At 66.4% G+C, this 19,906-nt stretch carries 16 protein-coding genes; 10 read left to right on the top strand and 6 right to left on the bottom strand.

The window, feature by feature from the left end:
* Positions 1 to 513: S16 family serine protease (locus VKI00_RS12690; protein WP_324437809.1), on the top strand; the 513-nt coding region annotated here is incomplete at its 5' end.
* 265 nt (positions 514 to 778) lie between these two features.
* Complete coding sequence (locus VKI00_RS33790) at positions 779 to 1,030, top strand: hypothetical protein (RefSeq protein ID WP_414687184.1); 252 nt, start codon at positions 779 to 781, stop codon at positions 1,028 to 1,030.
* 27 nt (positions 1,031 to 1,057) lie between these two features.
* Here VKI00_RS33790 and VKI00_RS12680 read toward each other — a convergent pair whose 3' ends face one another.
* Positions 1,058 to 4,354 (bottom strand): LuxR C-terminal-related transcriptional regulator, encoded by a 3,297-nt coding sequence (locus VKI00_RS12680; protein ID WP_414687183.1) that lies wholly within the window; start codon positions 4,352 to 4,354, stop codon positions 1,058 to 1,060.
* Positions 4,355 to 4,513: 159 nt separating this feature from the next.
* Here VKI00_RS12680 and VKI00_RS12675 point away from each other — a divergent pair, with 159 nt between their 5' ends.
* The 5 genes from VKI00_RS12675 to VKI00_RS12655 are packed head-to-tail and all read left to right on the top strand — an operon-like array spanning position 4,514 to position 8,458.
* Positions 4,514 to 5,743, top strand: coding sequence for a cytochrome P450 (locus tag VKI00_RS12675; protein WP_324437807.1), 1,230 nt, complete (start codon positions 4,514 to 4,516; stop codon positions 5,741 to 5,743).
* Between the two features lie 47 nt (positions 5,744 to 5,790).
* Entirely contained in the window at positions 5,791 to 6,180 is a 390-nt protein-coding gene (locus VKI00_RS12670; protein ID WP_324437805.1) for a nitroreductase family deazaflavin-dependent oxidoreductase, read from the top strand.
* Between the two features lie 12 nt (positions 6,181 to 6,192).
* A complete protein-coding gene (locus VKI00_RS12665; protein ID WP_324437803.1) occupies positions 6,193 to 6,525 on the top strand; it encodes a TfoX/Sxy family protein in 333 nt (110 codons plus the stop codon).
* Between the two features lie 42 nt (positions 6,526 to 6,567).
* Complete coding sequence (locus VKI00_RS12660) at positions 6,568 to 7,206, top strand: endonuclease (RefSeq protein WP_324437801.1); 639 nt, start codon at positions 6,568 to 6,570, stop codon at positions 7,204 to 7,206.
* A gap of 19 nt (positions 7,207 to 7,225) precedes the next feature.
* On the top strand, positions 7,226 to 8,458 hold the full coding sequence (locus VKI00_RS12655) for an NAD(P)/FAD-dependent oxidoreductase (RefSeq protein ID WP_324437800.1): 1,233 nt from the start codon (positions 7,226 to 7,228) through the stop codon (positions 8,456 to 8,458).
* Here VKI00_RS12655 and VKI00_RS12650 read toward each other — a convergent pair.
* The 3 genes from VKI00_RS12650 to VKI00_RS12640 all read right to left on the bottom strand — a co-directional run bounded on the left by VKI00_RS12650 (position 8,451) and on the right by VKI00_RS12640 (position 14,591).
* Positions 8,451 to 10,544 (bottom strand): NAD-dependent epimerase/dehydratase family protein, encoded by a 2,094-nt coding sequence (locus VKI00_RS12650; RefSeq protein ID WP_324437799.1) that lies wholly within the window; start codon positions 10,542 to 10,544, stop codon positions 8,451 to 8,453. The two genes, VKI00_RS12655 and VKI00_RS12650, sit on opposite strands and share 8 nt — an antisense overlap.
* Positions 10,545 to 10,633: 89 nt before the next feature.
* Positions 10,634 to 12,130: an acetyl-CoA acetyltransferase gene (locus VKI00_RS12645; RefSeq protein WP_324437798.1), complete on the bottom strand. Its 1,497-nt coding sequence runs from the start codon at positions 12,128 to 12,130 to the stop codon at positions 10,634 to 10,636.
* A 37-nt stretch (positions 12,131 to 12,167) separates the two neighbouring features.
* On the bottom strand, positions 12,168 to 14,591 hold the full coding sequence (locus VKI00_RS12640) for a CoA transferase (protein ID WP_324437797.1): 2,424 nt from the start codon (positions 14,589 to 14,591) through the stop codon (positions 12,168 to 12,170).
* A gap of 86 nt (positions 14,592 to 14,677) precedes the next feature.
* On the opposite strand from VKI00_RS12640, the gene VKI00_RS12635 reads away from it, so the two are divergent.
* Genes VKI00_RS12635 through VKI00_RS12625 form a run of 3 tightly spaced genes read left to right on the top strand, consistent with a single transcriptional unit; the run spans position 14,678 to position 18,546 of the window.
* On the top strand, positions 14,678 to 17,047 hold the full coding sequence (locus VKI00_RS12635) for a phosphoketolase family protein (RefSeq protein ID WP_324437796.1): 2,370 nt from the start codon (positions 14,678 to 14,680) through the stop codon (positions 17,045 to 17,047).
* 27 nt (positions 17,048 to 17,074) lie between these two features.
* Positions 17,075 to 17,749 (top strand): MOSC domain-containing protein, encoded by a 675-nt coding sequence (locus tag VKI00_RS12630; protein ID WP_324437795.1) that lies wholly within the window; start codon positions 17,075 to 17,077, stop codon positions 17,747 to 17,749.
* A 35-nt stretch (positions 17,750 to 17,784) separates the two neighbouring features.
* Complete coding sequence (locus VKI00_RS12625) at positions 17,785 to 18,546, top strand: CPBP family intramembrane glutamic endopeptidase (RefSeq protein ID WP_324437794.1); 762 nt, start codon at positions 17,785 to 17,787, stop codon at positions 18,544 to 18,546.
* Between the two features lie 5 nt (positions 18,547 to 18,551).
* Here the strand turns inward: VKI00_RS12625 and VKI00_RS12620 are convergent, their stop codons facing one another.
* Complete coding sequence (locus VKI00_RS12620; protein ID WP_324437793.1) at positions 18,552 to 19,568, bottom strand: zinc-binding alcohol dehydrogenase family protein; 1,017 nt, start codon at positions 19,566 to 19,568, stop codon at positions 18,552 to 18,554.
* Between the two features lie 38 nt (positions 19,569 to 19,606).
* The coding region (locus VKI00_RS12615; RefSeq protein ID WP_324437792.1) for a GlsB/YeaQ/YmgE family stress response membrane protein at positions 19,607 to 19,906 on the bottom strand (300 nt) is incomplete at its 5' end.

Genomic DNA, 19,906 nt, shown 5'->3' with positions numbered 1-19,906 from the left:
CGCGACCACTACCTGGATCTGGACCTGGACCTGTCGGACGTGGTGTTCCTGGCCACCGCCAACGTGATCGAGAACATCCCGTCGGCGCTGTTGGACCGCATGGAACTGGTGCAGATCGACGGTTACACCGAAGATGACAAGGTCGCCATCGCCCGCGACTACTTGCTGCCCCGGCAGCGGGAACGGGCCGCGCTGAGCGATGACGAGGTCACGATGGTGACCGCGCTGGTGTCGATGGCCACCGGGCGCCAGGTTCGCGCTGACGTCGGGATGACCGGCGAGGTGACGTTGAACGGCCGGGTGCTGCCGATCGGCGGCGTCAAGCAGAAGCTGCTTGCCGCCCAACGGGCCGGCCTGTCGACGGTGTTCATCCCGCAGCGCAACGAGCCGGATCTGGACGATGTGCCCGCCGAGGTGCTCGAGGCGTTGGACGTCAAGCCGATGACCGACGTCGCCGAAATCGTCGCCCAGGCACTGGAACCGGCGGCTGAGACCGCTACGGTCGCTGCCTGATACGGCAGAGCTGGGGTCGCCCGGCGCCGGCCACATACCGGTCGCCGGGTCCCTCAGCAAGACCGCTTCCCAGCCCTGCCAAGCCCATTACTCTGCATCGATGGCCGTGATCTTTCGCAGAATGCTCCGCATTCGCAAGTTGCCCGCCGACATGCGGGCTGAAGTCGAATCAGAGGGAATAATCTATCTTGCCGAGTTCGTTCCCGTCACTTTCTGATTCAGCGGCCCGGTGCCGGGCTTCATCGCCAAGGAAACATCCGCGGCTATGTTGGCGCCCTGGCGCTGGGATGCCCCCGAGGCAGGCCCGGTGAAAGCAGAATTTCCCGAGGACGGTCTTGCGCTCGACGTCGACATCAGCCAAGTCGACCCCGCGTTCTCCGGCCACGTGTCACTGCATTACGAAGCCGCGATCCCCGAACCGGTCCTATCCACGATTTCCGGTCGGTCGCTGGAGTCCGCCGTTCCCCGCGAGTGGGTCTCGCGTGCCGTCGGCGTCCCCGCCCCGCGTCCCGCGTAGCATCTTGCTCGCCGCGAACGGATTTCGTCAGCTGTGCCGTGCCGCTTCCTGCACCAGCTGCACTCGGGAGGACAGGCCCAGTTTCGTGAAGATGTGCGAGAGATGGGCTTGAACCGTGCGCGGGGATACGAATAGCCGCGCGGCGACGTCCTTGTTGCCCAAGCCTTCACACACCAGCCGCACGACGTCGAGCTCGGCCGGCGTCAGCGACGGCCAGCCCGTGTCAGCTCGGTGCCGTTGGCCGCGGCTCCGCGTGGCAAAGGCGATAGCCTCATCAACCGTCAGTGCATCGCCCTCGGCCCACGCAGCGTCGAACTCGTTGGGCGCTAACTCGTTTCGAAGTCTTGCGAGCAACCCGCGATAGCTGGCTTGGTGAACCGCGAAGCGCACCAACCCAGCACGGTCCCGGATCGCTGCGGCCGCCGCCAGCAACCGCGCAGCGTCGCCATGGGCTCCTTGATCGCTGACGGCAGCGGCCAAACTCTCCAGGGCATCGGGCGCTTGCAAATATGTCCCGCAATCGGCGATGCACGAAAGCGATTGCCGCGCGTCGCGATCCGCCGCCACGGGGCGGCCCTCCAGCAGAGACACGCGGGCCCGCACCACCAGCGCGTACGCCAGGTGCCAGCCTTGAGTCAACGGCATCGCCTCGTCGGTCCAGGAACGCGCCACGCCGAGATCACCAATGGCTAGCGCAGCCTCCGCGCAGCGGACTCGCTGCCCGGCCGCCAGGATTTCCTGGGGACTCATCTGTCGCCAAGCTGTCTCGCCCGCAACAAGACTCGCCTCGGGCTCCCCTGCCGCCAGTTCGACCATTGCCAGCGCAGAGTGGCCGATTCCCTGCATGGACCCACCGACATCAGTCTCGGCGGCGATCGCGGCGTGCGCAGCCACGCGCGCCTCGTCGATCTGACCGGCCCAGGCAAGTGCCGAGCCGAGACCGTGCAAACAGGCGGGCTCCATAAACAGGGCGCGCGCGGCCTCCGACTCGGCGAGTACCTCACGGAACTGCGCTATCGCGCCCGAGACGTCAGCGGCCATCAGCTGCGCCCACCCGAGTCCCAACCGACACTCCCGCGAGTCGAACGCATTGCCGATCGCGTCGGCGATATCGCGTCCCTGCTCGGCCGCGGCGCGCACCGCGCGTGCGTCGCCAGCGCTGATCGCGGCGTAGGCCTGCCACGCATGGATTTGGCTGAGCCGCCAGAAGTCGCCGAGTTCCCGGGCAACGCGAGCGGCTTCCTCGAAGCAGGCCTGCGCTTCCGGCCCGCTAGCCGAGCTGTAGCCGGCGATCAGCCCGTAGGACGTTAGCGCCCGCGCCAACAGGGCGGCGTCATCGACCTCGCGGGCGATCGCCAGCGCCTGCTCGGCACGTTGCATGCTGCCCGAGACCCCCAGCCACGTGCCCAGCGCTGCCCCGTCGGCCAGCGCTCGCGCCCATACCGCGCGATCAATCACCGCTTCATCGCCGGGAGAGATATCTGCGAAAACGGTGTCAAACCAAGCCTGGCCCTCTCGGATACGCAGGCGCGACCGCCACAGCGGAACCAGGGCGGACGCCAGCGTCAACGCTTGTCCGCGATCATGGGTTTCGAGACACCAGCCCAACGCCGCGCGCAGGTTGTCCATCTCGAGCTCGGCTTGGTCAAGGCGTCGGTCATAGCCAGTGCGTTGCGGTTCATCAAGCGCGGTGGCCATCGCTAGGTAATAGTCGCGATGGCGGGCACGTACTGCGTCGCCGTCGCCGGACGCGCCAAGTTTCTCCTGTGCATATTGGCGGATGGTCTCGAGCAACCGGTACCGCGTTCCCTGCCTCTTTTCCTCGGCGACCACCAGCGACTTGTCGACCAACAAACTCAGCTCATCGAGGACGTGGAAGCGCTCGGCGTTTTCGCCCGCGCACACGAAACATGCTGCGTCCAAGTCGAATCCAGCCGCGAACACCGAGGTGCGGTGAAACAGCGTTCTTTCCTCGTCGGTCAGCAAGGCGTGCGACCAATCAACTGAGGCATGCAACGTCTGTTGGCGGCGTACCGCCGTGCGTGAACCGCCGGTCAGCAACCGGAAGCGATCGTTGAGGCCCTCGACGATCTCCGGCAACGACAGCGCGCGCACCCGCGCCGCCGCTAGTTCGATGGCCAGGGGAAGACCATCGAGGCGTCGGCACAGGTCGCGCACCACGCCAATGTTGTCTTCGGTGACCCGGAATTCGGGGCGAGCACGTCGCGCGCGGTCGGTGAACAACGCGACCGCATCGTCGTGGAGAGACAGTGACGGCACTCGCCAACTCACTTCTCCGACGACGCCAATCGGTTCGCGACTGGTCGCCAGCACCGTGAGATGTGGGCAGCGGGCGAGCAATTCGGTAAAGATCGCGGCGGTTCCGTCGAGCAGATGCTCGCAATTGTCGACTAACAGCAACATGGCGCGCTCGCCGATGAAGCGCGCGACATTGTCGAGCGTGGAGCGCCCGGGCTGGTCCGGCAGACCCAGTGCCAGTGCGATAGTCACCGCGATCACGTCCGGGTGCGGTATCGGCGCCAGGTCGACGCACCTGGCGCCGCAAGCGAATTCGGCGGCCGTCGTCGTTGCCAGCTGCAGCGCCAGCCGGGTCTTGCCGATGCCGCCCGTTCCGGTCAGCGTCAGCAGACGGTTGTCCACCAAGATGTTTCGCAGCTCAGCGAGTTCATCGCGCCGCCCGATGAAGTTGGTCAAGTGAACCGGAAGGCGGCCGTTGGCAGCGTCCTCGACCACCCGCAACGGCGGGAATTCGACGTCGACGTCCGAATGACACAGCTGCACTACCCGCTCGGGGCGCGGCAGGTCCCGCAACCGGTGCGTGCCCAGTTCGGTGATCCATGCGCCAGGCGGCAGGCTATCGGCCACCAGTTCGGCGGCCGCACCCGACAGCACGGTCTGTCCGCCGTGAGCGAGATCGCGCAGCCGCGCCGCCTTGTTTATCGTGGTTCCGATGTAATTGCCCTCGTCGCGCAGCTGCACATCACCGGTGTGCACCCCGATGCGCACCCTTATCGGCACCAGCGGCGCCCGCTGTAAATCCAAAGCGCACGCGACCGCGTCGCTAGCGCGAGGGAACGCCAGGACAAAGCTGTCGCCCTCGCCCTGCTCGACAGGTCGCACACCGCGGTGCCCGGGGACAATCTGACTCAGCAAGCCGTGCAGTCTGGCGATCGCGGCCGCCATCTCGGCCGGAGCGGTTTGCCACAACCGCGTCGAACCTTCAACGTCAGCCAGCAGCAGCGTCACTGTCCCCGTCGGCAACACCTCGGCCACGCTCAGGTCGCTTTCGTCGATTTCGCTCATGCTAGCCACGATCCACCGCGATGCGATGGCAATTCATCAGCCAAATTGCTGACGCCGCCTACTCGGCGAGCTCGGGGAACGAATAGGCAATTCGGCCGATGACCCAGCCGCGGTTGTGCCCGGATATTCGATTCCGACCCCACTGCGAGGAGCATTCCGATGACCGCACACGCTTTGCCAACCATCAACGATTTGGCCCTTCCCGCCATCGCCTATGACGACGCCGACACCATTGATGAGGTTCACGAGGTGATTCGACAGGCCCGTGAGCAGGGCCCATTCGCGCTGGGGCCCTTCGGCCCCGAAGTCCTCACGTACGACCTGGTGCGGACAGTGCTGCGCGACTCCCGCTTCACCATGCCGCGTGGTCTCGCGCTGGCTGTCCAGGGGATTACGTCGGGACCGGTGTGGGACCGGGTGTGTCGACTGATCATCAGTCTGGATGGTGCAGCACATCACCGTCTGCGCCGGCTCGTCTCGCGTGCCTTCACTCCCCGCGCGGCCGAGCGGCTGCGACAAACATGTGCCAACGTCATCACCGAATTGGTCGCCACGCGACGCGAAGCGGGTCGCTGCGACATCGTCGCCGATATCGCCCGCCCCTACCCGGTGCCCATCATCTGTGCGTTGCTTGGCGCGCCGCGCACAGACTGGCAGCTATTTTCCGGCTGGGCCGACCACATCGGCCACGCGTTCGGCGTTGACGTCGCGCAGCACACAGCTGCGATCGTGGCGGCCTGGGATGAGTTCGACGAATACCTCGACGACTTAATCGCCTGGCGCCGTCGCGATCTGTCCGATGACGTGATCTCCGATCTCATCCGGGCCGAGGACGAAGGCGACCGCCTTACGCACGAGGAACTCATCAGTTTGGCTCTCATCCTGCTCAACGGCGGCACCGATACCACCCGCAATCAGTTGGCCGCCGCGGTGCAGGCATTTTGCGACCATCCCGACCAATGGGACCTGCTGGCCGCGCACCCTGAGCTGGCGCCGCGCGCGGTCGAGGAGGTGATGCGCTACTCGCCGATCATCATGAAAACGCTACGCATCCCGATCGAAGACGTTTCACTCGGCGGCGTCATAATCCCAGCTGGCACCCTGCTTTTCGCTAACACCGCGGCGGCCAATCGCGACCCAGCCGTGTATGAAACGCCCGGACGTCTGAATATCGCCCGCGATGCTCCGCCAGCGATGCTGACCTTCGGCGGCGGTCAACATTTTTGCCTAGGCGCTCACCTGGCACGGGTTGAGCTCGCCGAAGCGCTCACGGTGATGACGCGGATGCTGAGCCGACCACATCGCTTCGGCGATGCTCCCTGGAAGCCGATCGCCGGGATCTCCGGCCCCACTCAACTCATCGTCGATTACGCCCCGCGGCCAAACTGATCTCCAGGTTTGCCCGGTAATGGCGCGCATGCTGCAGAATCGAGGATATGAGCGGTATTGGCGATCTGAAACGGCAAGTGGTCCACACGACCCAACGTCTGGTGGTCAATCCGGTTGGCCGGCGTTCACCGCTGACCATGCTGGAGACCATCGGCCGAAAATCGGGCCAGCCGCGGCGTACCGCGATCGGGGGCCGTGTGATCGGCAACCAATTCTGGATGGTCTCGGAGCACGGCGAGCATTCCCACTACGTGCACAACATCAAGGCCAATCCCGCCGTACGGGTGCGCATTCACGGACGGTGGCGCAGCGGAACCGCCCACCTGCTGCCTGAGGACGACGCCAAAGAGCGGCTGCGCAGCCTGCCCGGGTTCAACAGCGCCCTGGTGCGACTGATGGGCACCGATCTCTTGACCATCCGGGTGGATCTGGACTGAGCCGGACCACGCATGGCCTACGACACCGACCTCGCCGACCGCATTCGCGAACTGCTGGACCCGCTGCGCGGCGTTGACGAGAAGCGACTGTTCGGCGGCCTGGCGTTCCTGATCAACGGCAACATGTCCGTGGCTGTGAGCAGGCAGGGCGGTCTGATGGTCCGGGTGCCGCCAAGCGACACGGAAATGCTGTTGGGACGAGCCCATGTCACCCCGATGGTAATGGCCGGGCGGGAAGTCCGCGGGTGGGTCCGCGTCGAGCCCGACGGGGTGAAAACCAAACGGCAATTGACCGGCTGGGTGACCCGCGGCGCCGACTATGCGCGAAGTCTTCCGCGCAAATGAGCTCCACGTTTGCGAACTCCAACTACGGGTACGCGGAGCGTTATGGGCGAGCGTAACCAAGTGGTGCAGCGATTGCTGAAAGTCGCGGGCACCACCTATGCGGCCGAGGCGGGAGTCCGGATCAGTGACAAGCCCATGCCGCTGTTTCAGTTGCTGGTGTTGTGCATGCTGGCCAGCAAGCCGATCGACGCGGCGATCGCCATGCGTGCCGGACACGAATTGTTCAGCGACGGCCTGCGGACGCCGAAGGCGGTCCTGGATTCCGATCGACGCACAATGATTGACGCTTTCGGTCGGGCGCACTATGTGCGTTACGACGAAAGTTCGGCTACCCGGCTCACCGAGATCGCTCAGCGGGTCGTGGAGGAGTACTCCGGCGACCTCCGCGAAATCGCTCGCCGCAGTGCCCACGACATCGGCGCCGCGAAGCGAATGCTGAAGACATTCAAGGGAATCGGTGACACCGGTGCCGACATCTACCTGCGCGAAGTCCAAGACGTTTGGACCTGGGTGCGACCGTACTTCGACAAACGCGCCGTCCGCGCCGCCAAGGCGCTGGGGTTGCCCGCCGACCCGACAGAGCTAGGTAAGCTCGCCCCGCGCGCCAATGCCCGTCTGGCCGCCGCGTTGGTGCGGGCATCGCTCGATGACGATCTGCGCCACCAGATTGAGCACAGCTGAGCAGAAGGGAGCAGCGATCATGGCCAACGCGTCCACATTCGTCATCATCGGTGGCGGACTTGGCGGTGCCAAGGCCGCGGAAGCATTGCGCGAGAAAGGCTTCGACGGGAACGTCACTTTGTGTGCCGAGGAGGAGCAGCTCCCCTACGAGCGGCCTCCGCTGTCGAAAGAATTTCTTGCGGGCAAGAAATCGCTCAGTGATTTCACCGTGCATGACTCAGCGTGGTATCGCGAGAACGAGATCGACCTCCGCCTGAGCACTCGGGCGGCGTCGGTGGATCGGGCGGCACACACCGTCGAGCTTCCCGACAAAACCACCATCAGGTACGACAAGCTGCTGCTGGCCACCGGGTCGCGCTCACGGCGGCTGCCGATTGCGGGATCCGATGCTGCCGGAGTTCATTATCTGCGGACATTCGACGACGCGTCGGCGCTGAATTCTGCTCTGGTGGAAGGATCTTCGCTGGCGGTGGTCGGTGCCGGCTGGATCGGGCTGGAAGTCGCCGCTAGCGCGCGTCAGCGCAACGTCAACGTCACCGTCGTGGAGACAGCCAAGCTGCCGTTGATCGGTGCGCTCGGAGAAGAGGTCGGCACCGTATTCGCCGCGTTGCACCGCGAGCACGGCGTAGACCTGCGTCTGCAGTCCCAGGTCGAGGAGATTACGACCGCCGACGGCAAGGCCACCGGTCTGCGGCTGGGTGACGGATCGAAGGTCGCCGCCGACGCCGTGCTGGTCGCCGTCGGTGCGCAGCCCAATGTCGAACTCGCCGACCGGGCCGGGCTGTCGATGGACGACGGCGGGGTGCTGGTCGACGTATCGCTGCGCACGAGTGACCCCGATGTCTACGCGGTAGGCGATATCGCTGCCGCCGAGCATCCGTTGTTCGACGGCCGGATCCGGACCGAACACTGGGCCAACGCGCTCAAGCAGCCCGCAGTGGCGGCGGCCGGCATGCTGGGTCAGCAAGTCGAATACACCGAGCTGCCGTACTTTTTCACCGACCAGTACGACCTCGGGATGGAGTATGCCGGGCACGCGCCCACATACGACCGAGTGGTGTTCCGCGGCGACGTCGACGGTCGCGAGTTCGTCGCCTTCTGGCTCGATGCCGGCAATCGGGTGCTGGCGGGAATGAACGTCAACATCTGGGATGTGCTCGACGACGTCAAGAGCCTGATCCGGTCGAAGAGCGCGGTCGATCCCGACAAGCTGGCCGACCCGAAGGCGCCACTGGGTGAACTGGTCAGCTGACCCCGATGACGTCGGGTAGGCGCTGACTCTGCAACCGCTCCCGCTCGGTGCGCCGGCGTTTGATCCGCAGCCGGGCATCGGCGGGCATGCTGACCGCTTCGTCGCAGGTGAGGTAGAAGACCTCGCCGGCAACGTCGATAACTTCCGCGGCGGCGAACCGGGATCCCAGCTCTCGCAAAGTCATTCGCAGCTCATGGGTGAACCGCATGGTGGCGTCGTAGGCCAGCTCCCGAGAAGCTCGAGTGCTGGCCGCCATTCGCTCGGCCAGCTTCGCTGCCGAACCGTCGGGCGGCATCGGCCGGGGCACCGCGGACGCTGCCCGTCCGGCAGCAACCAGCAGCATCGCCGGATCATCACCGAACACCAAGTTGGCTAATTCGATTTCACCCGGACCGCGGTGGGCGATCCGGGCGACCGCAGCGGTGAAGGCGGCGGCGGTAGTGCGCGACACGTCGCTGATGCCGTCCAGGTCTGCGTCGAGAGCCAGCGCACACAACTTCGGATCGTTTCGGATCAGCGCCGCCAGCGAGGAAGTCTTGGCCTCGACGACATCGCTATCCACCAGCGCGGCCACCCCCGAGACGGTGGTGCGCGGGCCGGTGCGCTCGACCGTCGCTGCGGTGACACCGGTGTCGATCAGCCACAGTCCGGTGAGACCCCAGCCCTGGTGGATCCGGTCCCGCAGTAACCGAGTCCGCACCTGCAGTTCCGCGTCCGACAGCGAATTCAATTGCGCGGCATCGAGGTGCTCGGCCGTCGCGGCCCCGACGTAGGTGCGGGTGTCGGCCCGCAAATGCCGCAACAAGGCCAACGCCCGCTTGACGGCAACAGCTTTTGCGGCCGAACCGAGCAGCCCGCCGGTCACCGGCGGGCGCCCCTGCGGGAACAACCCATCGGCGGGTGCGTCGCCCAGCGACTGCTGCACGACTTCGCGCGCATCCCAGCCGGGCAACTGGCCTGCGGCTATCACGCTGGCCGAAACGCCAACGTATGGGCGGTGACCGAAGACCGCGATAGCCCGGCTCCCCCATTCGTCGGCAACCACGTCACCCAGAGATATCACCTGGCTCATCGCTCGGTTGGCGGCGCGCAAACCCGCGAGTTGGACGTCAAGCGTCATCGGCGTCAACGGGCCGGGCAGCTTCTCGGCCAAGGGCGCCGCGCTGAATACCGGGAATCGGGGGTCGATCCGGTCGTCGAATTCGCCTTCAATGCCGTCCGGCGCGGCGGGCCGCAATTCGGTGCCGTCAAGCGGCTCGTTCCGCGGCGCGACCTCCAGCGGCACCGGCAGATGACCTGGCAGGTCCACCGCGCCCCTGACGTCGAGTCGGCGGCCGGCCAATCCGCGCGCCGTGTCGGCGACCGCATCGCTGGTGGGCCAGCCGAACTCGAATTGCCAATCCTCCTGCACCGCTGAGACATCCAGCTCGGGTGACAGCTGGGGCCAGGCCGGGAGGCGGCTGAGCCGTGGGCGCTGCTCGACCGAGCGTAGCAACCCGCGCGCGCTGACCAGATTGGTGGTGTCTCCAGGCGCGAGGTCGACCAGCCCAGTGCGGTTGGTTGCCACCGCGAGCACCAGGAATCGAAGCAAGTCATCGAAATGCAGTAGCCGCACCGGCGTGGTCAGATCCTTGCTATGCAGCAGACTGCCGACGGTGCGGCAGATCATCCAGTCAAGCTGGCGCCCCACCGGGGGCGCCGCCCGGACGATCAAGCTCGGCGCCCAGCCGGTCGACACCAGCATCTCGGCCTGCCGGTACAGCTTGGGCTGCCCCGCCGACTGCGACACGTAAATCAGCCGAGCACCCGCGCGGGCCGCCGCATGAGCGACCTGCACCAGTCCGTTAATCCCGGCGCTGCCGGGCGCGGCGGCCTCGATCGGGGCGAGATGAAGGACGACATCGGAGTCGTCGGCCAGCTCCTGCAGAATCGGGCCGCCGAGCGGCCCGCAAACCAGGTCGACGTCGGGATCCAGGTTTTCATGCGGGCGATATGCGATGCCGCTGACCCCGTATCCGGCCGCCAGGAGCTGCCGGGCGACGGCGCGCCCCAGCACTCCGGTGACCCCGGTGAGCAGGATCCGCACGCCCGACCACCTCCAACGGCGTCTTGCTACCAAAACGACAATAAGCGCGCGAAGCGTCTCACAGGCAACTTTCAGCTAACCCGAAAGGGTTACTTCAACGTTGCGGTGCCGTCAGGGTGGATCGCAACCTTGGCGCCGGCCAAGTCATCCCCGTCATCACAAACCGTCGCCGCGGCCGCCGCCGCGTCGGGCATCAACGCCAGAGTGCGTCGGTCGTCGGGCGTGCGCACCGCAAGAAACGCCTTCTCCGGCTGACCGTCCCGGTCGAACGGCGTCGTCCAGGACTCGACGGTACCAACACCCTCCCATTCCACCGCCGCATCCCGGGTGGGCTCTCGGTCGACCACGGATTGCGTATCCTCCCAACGGAACTCGGTCGATGGCGGTTCGGTGCCGTAGACGCCGAAGCTGTGCTTGGTCAGGAAACCGCCGTTGGCGGTGATCAGGCCGCGCCGCCCCGGGTTGGCTGTGAGTAGTTCGGCCATCGTTGCGATCGAGTGTGACACGTAGTTGCTCCAGGGACCGCCGGCGAACGTCAGCCCCCCGGTCACGGTCAGCGGCCGATCCGGATCGTCAACCGGCAGCCCGAGTTCGGCCGCCGCGACCTGCACAGCGGACGGGAAGCAGGAGTACAGATCGACGTAGTCCAGGTCGTCGATGCCCAGACCGGCCAGCGCCAGCGCGCGCGCACCGGCGATCCGGATGGCCGGCGACCGGTGCAGTTCGGCGCGCTCACTGATCGCGTAGGTGTCGTGCGCGTCGGTGCCCGCGTATGGGTAGACCCAGCGTTCGGTGGGGATACGCAGTCGGGTCGCGGTTTCGGTCGACGTCAGGATCAGGGCAGCGGACTGGTCGACCATGTTGTTGGAGTTCATCAACTTGGTGTACGGCCAGCTGATCATCCGGTTCGTCGGGCCGTCCTGGCAAATCTCTTCGGCTGTAACGGGTTTGCGGATCCAGGCATGCGGATTGTGCACCGCCACGGCGTTGAACCGGGCCCATAGCTCGCCGACGCGTCTGCGGTGGTCGCCGATCGACTCCCCCATGCTGATTCGCAGCGCCTGCTCGAACATCGGGTAGATGTAGGCGGGCCGGTCCAGTCCGATTCGGTCTTCGGCCGGCCCGGCCATCGGTACGTTTTCGTCATTGCCCCGGGTAGCAGGCACCGACTCATCCTGATCGGTCCACGTAAGTCGTTTGCCCCTGGCGCGCAACTGCATTCGGGTGCGCCACATTTCCGCGCCGGCCACCAACACCACGTCGGCGCGTCCGTGCTGGATGTCCAGGCAGGCCCGGTTGACCAGCGACTGCGGCACGTTGCCGCCAACCCCGCTGTAGCGGGTGGCCGGGCGGTCGGCGCCGATGCGTTGGCCGAGCAGCAGCCCGGGGTCGCGGTAGCGTGCCGACAACAGGTTGACGACACTGATGGAGTCGACGGCCTCGAGCACCCGGGGATCGGCGGCTTGGCGCGCGGCCTCGGCCATCAGGTCCACGGGTTCTTTCGCGTTTACCTCAGCGGCCGGGTCGTCACGGTGATTGAGCTGGCCATAGCCGACCAGCACCGGTGTTCTGGGGTTGACGGGCATTCGTGAGACCTTCCGCGATGTGTGCCGAGGGGAAATGCTAAGCGGTGTCCGTCGTGGCAAACAGCACGCCGTCGTTGATCAACTGCTCGGTTTCCGCGCTGCTCATCCCGAGAATCTTGCGGCAGATCTCGCGAGTGTCCTGGCCGGCCAGCGGCGCCGGGCGCCCGGGCGCCGGCGGGATGTGGCGAAACGGCGCCGGGCCGGTTTCGGCCGGCATCGGATGATCGAATAGCGGATGCACCATGTCGCTGAACAGTTTTCGCGCGCGCAACTGCGGGTCTTCGAGGATATCGGGTGGGCGGTTCATCGGTCCTGCGGGAACGCCTGCCGACTGCAACGCCTCGGTGACCTGCAACGGTGTTCGGGTACGAGTCCACGCCGACACCTGCGCCTGCAACTCGTGTCGGTGAGCGACTCTCGCCTCGCCGGTCGCGAACCGCTCGTCATCAGCCAGCTCGGACAGCCCGAAAACCGCTGTCGCCGAGCGCCAATCGGCATCATTGCGGATCGAGATGGCACACCACTCGTCATCGCCTGCGCACGGGTAGACGTCGTGCACGCTGGTGTCGTCACGCAAATCGGCGTGGCCTGCCGCCCGTATCGAGTCGGTGACATACCGGACGTCGAGTTGGTTGACGACCGCCTCGGTTTGGGAGACGTGCACGCGGCTTCCCGTACCGGCTCGGTCGCGGTGGATCAGCGCCGCCAATGCACCGATCGCGGTGATCCGCCCGACCACATGATCGGGGAAGATCGTGAGCGCATCGTAGAAGCGGTGCCGTGAGCCATCGGCAGGCCGATCCGGTTGAGCGCCTTGATCGTCGTGGTCTGTCCAGAGCTTGCTGACGCCCGCGGTGGCGCGCACCAGCGGTCCGTACCCCATCCGGTGGCTCCAGGGCCCGGTGTCGCCGAAGGCGCTGCTTTCTGCGAGCACCACCCGGCGGTTCAGGGCATGCAGCGTTTCGTACGGAAAATCAAGCGCGGCAAGGGTTCCCGGTTTGAAGTTGGCGAACACCGCGTCGGCTTGCGCCACCAGACGGCTGAAGATCTGTTTGCCCTCGGCGCTGCGTAGGTCGACGCCGAAGGCCAGGTTGTTGCGATGCGTCCAGGCGAATGACTCAGTCATGGCCTCGCCGACCCGTGCCTGGCGCAATCCGTCGGGATAGGCCGCACTTTCGATTTTGATGACCTCGGCGCCCAGATCGCCGTAGAGGCGGCTGAGTTCGCCACCGGCGACGATGACACCGAGGTCGAGGATTCGCAGCCCATCGAAGGGACGGCTGACCGTTCGCGGTGCCGGGGCGGCGGCCGGGTCGGCGAGCCACCGGCCTTCGTCGTGGCCGGCGGGCGGGGCGGGTGTGCGGAAACCAATGTGCTTCCCGTCGACGGCGAAATAGCCGGTCGGGATGCATGCGTGTACCCCGGGGACGAGTTCGGCGTCGACGATGGCACCCACCGTTTGGAAATGCTCCGACGCCAAGATTTGCGCCGGCGACAACATGGCAGCGATCGGCACGCCGTGCGCTTGCCCGGCGGGTACCAATGCTTTCATGGTCTGGTTGGCGAACAGGTCCTGGACCAGCTTGCCGATCTGCGGCCAGGCGGCGAACCGCGCCGCGAGCACGTCATACTTGGGGTCCTGAAATTGCTCAGGCTCCCCCAGCCAGCGGCGCAGCCCGCGCCATTGTCGCGGCGACAACACACATAGCCGCACGTAGCCGTCCTGACACGGGCAGATCGGGTAGGCGTCCTGGTTTTTCGGGCGCCCGCGCCACCGATTAGGTCCGCGCAGGCCGGCAGCCGCCTGCCCGTGCGCCCCGAACACCGGATCGAGTGTCATCACGACAGCGTCGAACCGGGCAAAGTCGATGTAATCCCCTGTGCCACAACGTAACCTGTTGTAGTACGCAACGAGTGCGGCCCATGCGGCCTGGACAGCGGCGGTGGCCGATGCGATACCGTCCGGCGGTAACACGGGTGCTCCGGTGGTGGGACCCGACCGCGACAGCGAACCCGATAGGGCATAGAGCACCGGATCGGTCGCCCGCCACGACGACCGCGGCCCGCATTCGCCGAAGTCGGTGATCGACAACGCCACCAGCTGCCGATAGCGGTCGGCCAAGTCGGCGCACGACGTTCCGTACGCCGCGGCCTGACCGGGATTCCCGCTGTCGACCACGATGTCGGCGCTACCGGCAAGCTCGACCAGTCGGGTTCGGTCGTCCGAGTCGGCGGGGTCCAGCACCGTGCTGCGCTTGTTGGCGTTGTGCAGCGCGAACCGCACGCCGGTGCCGCGCAGGGTCGGCGGCAGGGTGCGCGCCGGACTGCCGGCTGGCGGCTCCACCTTCAGCACATCGGCGCCCAAGTCCGCGAGCAGCCGGGTCACCGCGTCGCCGTCGTCGCCGGACAGGTCTAGCACCCGCAGCGAGGCCAGCAATTCTCCGCCGTCGGCCACGTCCACGTCGGCCAGCGTAGTGGGCGGCCAATCCCCTACTCGCCTACCTCGACGTCGTGCGTTGTTCACCGAGCTTGCGGAGAATCGGGTGGATGAGCTCACAAACCGTCACGCTTGCGAAGCTGTCCGATGATGAACTTGCCGGCATTCACGCCTACTGGCGCGCGGCCAACTACCTCTCGGTCGGGCAGATCTATCTGCTGGACAATCCGCTGCTGCGTGAGCCGCTGGCACCCGAGCACATCAAACCGCGGCTGCTGGGCCACTGGGGCACCACCCCGGGGCTGAATCTGGTCTACGCACACCTGAACCGGATCATCCGCGACCGCGATGCGAACGTCATCTTCATCACCGGACCCGGTCACGGCGGCCCCGGTCTGGTCGCCAACGCCTACCTGGAGGGCACCTACAGCCAGGTGTACACCGGCATCGAAGAAGACGCCGAGGGACTGCGAAAACTGTTCCGGCAGTTCTCCTTTCCGGGTGGCATCCCCAGCCACGTGGCCGCCCAGACGCCGGGCTCCATCCACGAGGGTGGCGAGCTCGGGTACGCCCTGGTGCATGCCTATGGCGCGGCGTTCGACAATCCCGACCTGGTTGTCGCCTGTGTCGTTGGCGACGGCGAGGCCGAAACCGGGCCGCTGGCCACCAGCTGGCACTCCAACAAGTTCCTCAACCCGGTCGTCGACGGCGCGGTGCTGCCCATCCTGCATCTCAACGGCTACAAGATCGCCAACCCGACGGTGCTGGCCCGCATGCCGTCCGAAGAGCTGGAGTCGCTGCTGCGTGGTTACGGCTATCGGCCCATCACCGTCGCCGGAGACGACCCCGCCGACGTGCACCAGCAGCTCGCCGCGGCCCTCGACGACGCCTTCGATGGCATCGCCGCGATTCAGCGGGATGCCCGCAGCGGCGGGAAGACCGATCGGCCGGTGTGGCCGATGATCGTGCTGCGCACACCCAAGGGTTGGACCGGGCCCAAAGTGGTGGACGGCAAGCAGGTGGAGGGCACCTGGCGCGCACATCAGGTCCCGCTCGCCGAGACGCGGAATAACCCCGCCCACCGCGCACAGCTGCAAGAGTGGCTGCGCAGTTATCGGCCCGAGGAGTTGTTCGACGACGACGGCAGCCTGCGCGCGGAGCTGCGGGCGCTGGCGCCCGGCGGCGATCGCCGGATGAGCGCCAACCCGCATGCCAACGGCGGCCTGCTGCTGCATGATCTGGACTTGCCCGACTTTCGCGACTACGCCGTGACGGTCTCGCAGCCGGCGACCGAGACCCACGAGGCAACCCGGGTGCTGGGCACGTTCCTGCGCGACGTGATCGCGCGCAACCGCGACCGATTCCGGTTGATGGGCCCCGACGAGACCGCCTCCAACCGCTTGGACGCCGTCTACGAGTCGACCGGCAAGGTGTGGCTTTCGCAGACCATGCCCGATGACGACCACCTGTCACCGACCGGCCGGGTGATGGAGGTGCTCTCCGAGCACCTCTGCCAAGGCTGGTTGGAGGGGTATCTGCTGACCGGACGGCATGGGCTGTTCAACTGCTACGAGGCGTTCGTGCACATCGTCGACTCGATGCTCAACCAGCATGCGAAATGGTTGTCCACCAGCCGCGAACTGCCTTGGCGGCAGCCGATCGCGTCGCTGAATTATCTGCTGAGCTCCCATGTGTGGCGTCAGGACCACAACGGCGCATCGCATCAAGATCCCGGCTTCATCGACCTGGTCGCCAACAAACGCGCCGAGGTCGTGCGGGTCTACCTGCCGCCGGACGGCAACACGCTGCTGTCGGTGGCCGACCACTGCCTGCGCAGTCGGGACTACGTCAACGTCATCGTCGCCGGGAAGCAGCCGGAGCTGGCTTACCTCGACATGGAGTCGGCTATCGACCATTGCGCTCGCGGCCTGGGCATATGGCCGTGGGCCAGCACCGCGACGGGCGAACCCGACGTCGTGCTGGCCTGCGCCGGCGACATTCCGACACAAGAGACGTTGGCCGCTGCCGACATGCTGCGTCACGAGCTGCCCGACCTGGCCGTGCGGGTGGTCAACGTCGTCGACCTGATGCGTTTGCTGCCGGATTCCGAGCACCCACATGGGCTGCCGGACAGGGAATTCGACGCCTTGTTCACCGCCGACAAGCCGGTCATCTTCGCTTACCACGGTTATCCGTGGCTGATCCACCGGCTCACCTACAGTCGCGCCAACCACCATCACATGCACGTGCGTGGGTTCAAGGAGCGCGGGACCACGACGACGCCGTTCGACATGGTGATGCTCAACGACCTGGACCGCTTCCACCTGGTCATGGACGTCATCGACCGGGTGGACGGGCTGGCCAGCCGAGCTGCGGTGCTGCGTCAGCGGATGGCCGATGCGCGGCTGGCCGCGCGCCGCTACACCCGCGAGCACGGCGAGGACGACCCGCGGATCAGCGGCTGGACCTGGGGAGGCTAGCGTTCAGCTGGCGCTACGCTGGCGAAGGTGACGACGGTTTTGTCGGTCAACGTGGCTCGTGCGCGAACCAATCCCGATCCGCACGCGATGTCGAATGTGACCGGCATCGACAAAGTTCCGGTCACCGAGCCGGTCATGGTGCGGGCACCGGGGCCAATGCATGGTGGTCTCGGCAGCGGACTGGTCGGCGACACCATCGGCAACTCGAAGTTCCACGGCGGTGACGACCAGGCCGTCTATGTGTACGCGCGAGAAGACCTCGACGCCTGGGAGATCCAACTCCAACGCACACTCATCAACGGAAACTTCGGCGAGAACCTGACCACTTCGGGCGTCGATGTGACTGCGCTGCGGATCGGCGAACGCTGGCGCGTCGGCACCGACGGCTTGGTACTGGAAGTCTCCGCGCCCCGCACGCCGTGCCGGACGTTTCAAGCGTTCATGAATTTGGCCCACTGGATGAAGACCTTCATTCAGGCGGGGAAACCTGGCGCTTATTTTCGGGTGATCTCGCCTGGAAGGGTGCGCGCGGGCGACGCGATCGCGATCGATTACCGCCCCGATCACGACGTGACCATCGGGTTGGTCTTTCGGGCCCGATTTTCTGAACCAGCACTGCTTCCTCAGCTGTTGGTGGCGGACGCGCTTTCCGCAGAGCTGAAGGACTATGCGCGCCGCCGGGTTGCGTCGAAAAACGGTTGACCGGGACCGCAGAGGCCCGCGGGTAAACTTGCCGAGTGCTTGACGCGACCGTTGCCGCCGACACCCATCCTGTGGTGTCGCAGCTTTCGGCGCTGCACCAGTTCCGCATCTACGTCGACGTCGCGCTGGTCGTCGTGGTGCTGATACTGACGAACCTGATCGCACACTTCACCACGCCGTGGGCGAGCGTCGCGACGGTCCCGGCGGCGGCGGTCGGGCTGGTGGTGTTGTTGCGGTTCAACGGCCTGGGCTGGGCCGAGCTCGGCCTGGGTCGTGACCACTGGAAATCGGGCGCGGCGTATGCGCTGGGCGCGATGGCGCTGGTGGTGACGGTGATCGCGGTCGGCGTGCTGCTTCCGCTGACCAGGCCGATGTTCATGAACAACCACTACGCGACGATCTCGGGCGCACTGGTCGCCTCGATGATCATCATTCCGTTGCAAACGGTGATCCCCGAGGAGCTGGCTTTCCGCGGCGTGCTGCACGGCGCATTGAACCGCGCCTGGGGCTTTCGCGGTGTGGCGCTGGCGGGTTCGCTGCTGTTCGGTCTGTGGCATATCGCCACCTCGTTGGGACTGACAAGCAGCAACGTCGGCTTCACTCGGCTGTTCGGCGGTGGAGTCCTAGGCATGCTGGCCGGCGTGACGATGGCGGTGATCGCGACGGCGGTCGCCGGGTTCGTGTTCAGCTGGCTGCGCCGACGCAGCGGCAGCCTGATCGCGCCGATCGCCCTGCATTGGTCGCTGAACGGGCTGGGCGCCTTGGCCGCGGCGCTGGTCTGGCACCTGTCCAGCTGACGGCGTTACACCAGCAGCACCGCGGCGCCGGCGATGCGGCCGGCGCTCAGATCAGACAACGCCCGATCTGCTTGACTCAGTGGGTATTCCGGCGTGGTCACGTTGATGTGATGCTCGGCTGCGAAGTCGAGGAAGGCCCGCGCGTCTGCGCGGGTGTTCGACGTTACCGAGCGCAGCTGGCGTTCCTGGAAAAGGTGGCGCTGGTAGTTGAGGGCGGGAATGTCGCTCAGGTGGATGCCCGCGATCGCCAAGGTGCCGCCGCGGTCGAGCGCCTCCAGCGCGGGCAGCACCAGATCACCGACCGGCGCGAACAGGATCGCGGCGTCGAGACGCACCGGTGGCGGGTCGGCGGCGCCTTGGGCCGACGCGGCGCCCAGGTCGAGCGCCAGCTCCTGGGCGGCGGCGCCGCGCGTCATCACGTGCACTTCGGCGCCTTGGGCCAGCGCGACCTGCGCGGTGATGTGCGCGCTGCCGCCGAATCCGTACAGTCCGAGCCGGCCGCCCGGCGGCAGCGCGGCGCGCAGCAGCGAACGGTAGCCGATGATTCCGGCGCACAGCAGCGGCGCAAGCTCGCTGTCGGTGTAGCCGCTCGGCAGATGATGGGCGAAAGCTGCAGGGACCGTGGCGAATTCGGCGTACCCGCCGTCGGCATCCCAACCCGTGTAGCGGGACTCCGGACACAGGTTCTCGTCGCCGCGCCGACAGTACTTGCAGACTCCGCAGGTATGCCGCAGCCAGGCGATCCCGATCCGGTCCCCGACGCTGAACTCGTCGCCGGCGTCGGCGCCGACCTCGACAACTTCGCCGACCACCTCGTGCCCAGGCGTCACCTTTTCCCGGTGCACCGGAAGGTCCCCCTCGGTGACATGAAGGTCGGTGCGGCACACCCCGCATGCACGCACGGCGACGAGCAACTCCGGCGGCTCGGGGCGGGGCACTGGCGTGCTGACCCGTTCCAGCGGATCGGTGCTCATCGGACCGGGCCGACGCACCCGCCACGCGCTCATCGTCGCTGCGGTCATCACTACAGCATGCCGTTAATCGCCACGGCCGCAGCGGGTTAGCGCCTGGCAGCGCCTCGCACCAGCCGCACAACAAACAGTAGAATGATCGCCCCGAGCAACGCGGTGAAGAACGTAAACCACCGATGGCCATGCTCGACATCGACGCCGAGCCAGCCCAGAAGCACTCCGCCGAGATATCCGCCGATGACGCCGACGACTACGTCGAGCAGGATGCCTGACCCGCCGCCGCGAACGATTTTGCTCGCGACCCAGCCAGCGATGCCGCCGATGATGATGAAGGCGAGCCAGCTGACCGCGGTCGGTGTGTTCAGTGTTGCGAGGAATTGAGTAGCTGT

The organism is Mycobacterium sp., from assembly GCF_035314665.1.
In the GTDB taxonomy this organism is placed as follows: Bacteria; Actinomycetota; Actinomycetes; order Mycobacteriales; family Mycobacteriaceae; genus Mycobacterium.
This window is presented reverse-complemented; position numbering and strand designations above follow the sequence as displayed.

Bases quoted from the DNA above. Each gene is read 5' to 3' on its own strand.
- VKI00_RS33790 (WP_414687184.1), top strand. From the start codon at position 779: ATGTTGGCGCCCTGGCGCTGGGATGCCCCCGAGGCAGGCCCGGTGAAA.
- VKI00_RS12680 (WP_414687183.1), bottom strand. From the start codon at position 4,354: ATGAGCGAAATCGACGAAAGCGACCTGAGCGTGGCCGAGGTGTTGCCG.
- VKI00_RS12675 (WP_324437807.1), top strand. From the start codon at position 4,514: ATGACCGCACACGCTTTGCCAACCATCAACGATTTGGCCCTTCCCGCC.
- VKI00_RS12670 (WP_324437805.1), top strand. From the start codon at position 5,791: ATGAGCGGTATTGGCGATCTGAAACGGCAAGTGGTCCACACGACCCAA.
- VKI00_RS12665 (WP_324437803.1), top strand. From the start codon at position 6,193: ATGGCCTACGACACCGACCTCGCCGACCGCATTCGCGAACTGCTGGAC.
- VKI00_RS12660 (WP_324437801.1), top strand. From the start codon at position 6,568: ATGGGCGAGCGTAACCAAGTGGTGCAGCGATTGCTGAAAGTCGCGGGC.
- VKI00_RS12655 (WP_324437800.1), top strand. From the start codon at position 7,226: ATGGCCAACGCGTCCACATTCGTCATCATCGGTGGCGGACTTGGCGGT.
- VKI00_RS12645 (WP_324437798.1), bottom strand. From the start codon at position 12,130: ATGCCCGTCAACCCCAGAACACCGGTGCTGGTCGGCTATGGCCAGCTC.
- VKI00_RS12635 (WP_324437796.1), top strand. From the start codon at position 14,678: ATGAGCTCACAAACCGTCACGCTTGCGAAGCTGTCCGATGATGAACTT.
- VKI00_RS12620 (WP_324437793.1), bottom strand. From the start codon at position 19,568: ATGACCGCAGCGACGATGAGCGCGTGGCGGGTGCGTCGGCCCGGTCCG.